The sequence below is a fragment of the Streptomyces sp. 7R007 genome, assembly GCF_054850255.1.
The window spans coordinates 1-1,930 of sequence record NZ_JBTWMV010000133.1; the positions used below are offsets into that span (position 1 = coordinate 1).

At 70.4% G+C, this 1,930-nt stretch carries 1 protein-coding gene and 1 pseudogene; both read left to right on the forward strand.

Features of this window, described 5'->3' with window-relative positions:
• Positions 1-718: M4 family metallopeptidase (locus ACYF6T_RS44415; RefSeq protein ID WP_461703685.1), on the forward strand; the 718-nt coding region annotated here is incomplete at its 5' end.
• A gap of 238 nt (positions 719-956) precedes the next feature.
• Positions 957-1,930 (forward strand): annotated as a pseudogene (locus ACYF6T_RS44420) (M4 family metallopeptidase); the annotation flags it as partial.

Here is a 1,930-nt window from a genome sequence, read left to right on the forward strand (position 1 = left end):
GGCGTCCAAGGACAGCTGGTACTCCGGGATCGGGTCGGTCGACGTGCACTACTCGTCGGGTCCCGCGAACCACTTCTTCTACCTCCTGTCGGAGGGCAGCGGCGCCAAGGTCGTCAACGGCGTCAGCTACAACTCGCCGACGGCGGACGGGCTTCCGGTCACCGGCATCGGCCGGGCCAAGGCGCTGCAGATCTGGTACCGGGCGCTGACCACGAAGTTCACGTCCACCACCAACTACGCCGGCGCCCGCACCGGCACCCTGGCGGCGGCCGGCGAGCTGTACGGCACCACCTCCGCCGAGTACAAGGCGGTGCAGGACGCGTGGGCGGCCGTCGCAGTGGGCTCGCGCTCCGGCGGGGGCGGGACCGGGACGTCGTACGAGAACACGACGCCGGTGTCCATACCGGACAACGGGCCCGCGGTCAGCTCCTCGATCACCGTCTCCGGCAGGAGCGGAAACGCGCCAAGCAACCTCCAGGTGGGTGTCGACATCACGCACACCTGGCGGGGCGATCTGGTGATCGATCTGATCGGTCCCTCGGGTGCCGCGTACCGGCTGAAGAACTTCTCCTCCTCGGACTCGGCCGACAACGTCCAGCAGACCTACACGGTCGACGCGTCGAGCGAAACGGCCAACGGCACCTGGAAGTTGAGGGTGCAGGACCAGGCGGCGCAGGACGTCGGCACGCTCAACAGCTGGAAGCTGACGTTCCCGTAGGCCGCGCGTCGGCCCGTGCGTGACCGGGCGCCGCCCCGGAGGTCCGGCCTCCCGGGCGGCGCCCGGTTACATTCCTGAAACGTTCACCGGACAGTCGTCTTTCGGCCAACATCAGATCGGGGTCCTGACATGTACGCGTCTCCGATGTCACCCTTCCTCACAACCGCCGCACAACTTCACAGCAACTCCGGCCGGGCGCCCCACGCCGTGCCGGACTCCCCCACCCCAAGGAGCTTGTGTGACCCCCCTCTACGCGCGTCACAAGCGCTCGACCCTGGCCATCGCCACCGCCGTCGCGGCCGGGGCCCTCCTCGCCACCGGTCTGACCACCGGTACGGCCGCCGCCCAGACCCCGGCGGACACCACGGCCGCGGCCCGCCCGGCCGGCGCCCCCACCCTGCTGTCGGCCGCCGCCCGCACCGCCCTCATCCAGAAGGCGCAGGCGAACGTCACGGAGACGGCGCGGCAGATAGGCCTCGGCGCCAAGGAGAAGCTGGTCGTCAAGGACGTCGTGAAGGACGTCGACGGCACCGTCCACACCCGTTACGAGCGCACCTACGCGGGCCTGCCGGTCCTCGGCGGCGACCTGGTCGTGCACACGGCCGGGTCCGGCAAGACCGAGGGCGTCACCAGGGCGACGAAGGCCGCCATCAAGGTCGCCTCGCTCAAGCCGCAGATCACCGCGGCCAAGGCCGAGAAGCAGGCGGTGTCCGCCGCCAAGGCCCTCGGCTCGGCGAAGTCCGCGGCCGACGGCGCCCGCAAGGTCGTCTGGGCCGGCTCCGGCAGGCCCGTCCTCGCCTACGAGACGGTCGTCGGCGGCCTCCAGGACGACGGCACCCCGAACCAGCTGCACGTCATCACCGACGCGGCCACCGGCAAGAAGCTCTTCGAGTACCAGGGCATCGAGAACGCGACCGGCACCGGCAAGACGCTGTACTCGGGCACGGTCAGCCTCGACACCACGCTGTCGGGTTCGACGTACCAGCTGTACGACACCACGCGCGGCGGTCACAAGACGTACAACCTGGCCCACAAGACGTCCGGCACCGGCACGCTGTTCACCGACGCGGACAACGTCTGGGGCACCGGGGCCGCGTCCAGCTCCACCACCGACCAGACCGCGGCCGCGGACGCCGCGTACGGCGCGCAGGAGACGTGGGACTTCTACAAGAGCACCTTCGGCCGCTCCGGCATCAAGAACAACGGCGCCGC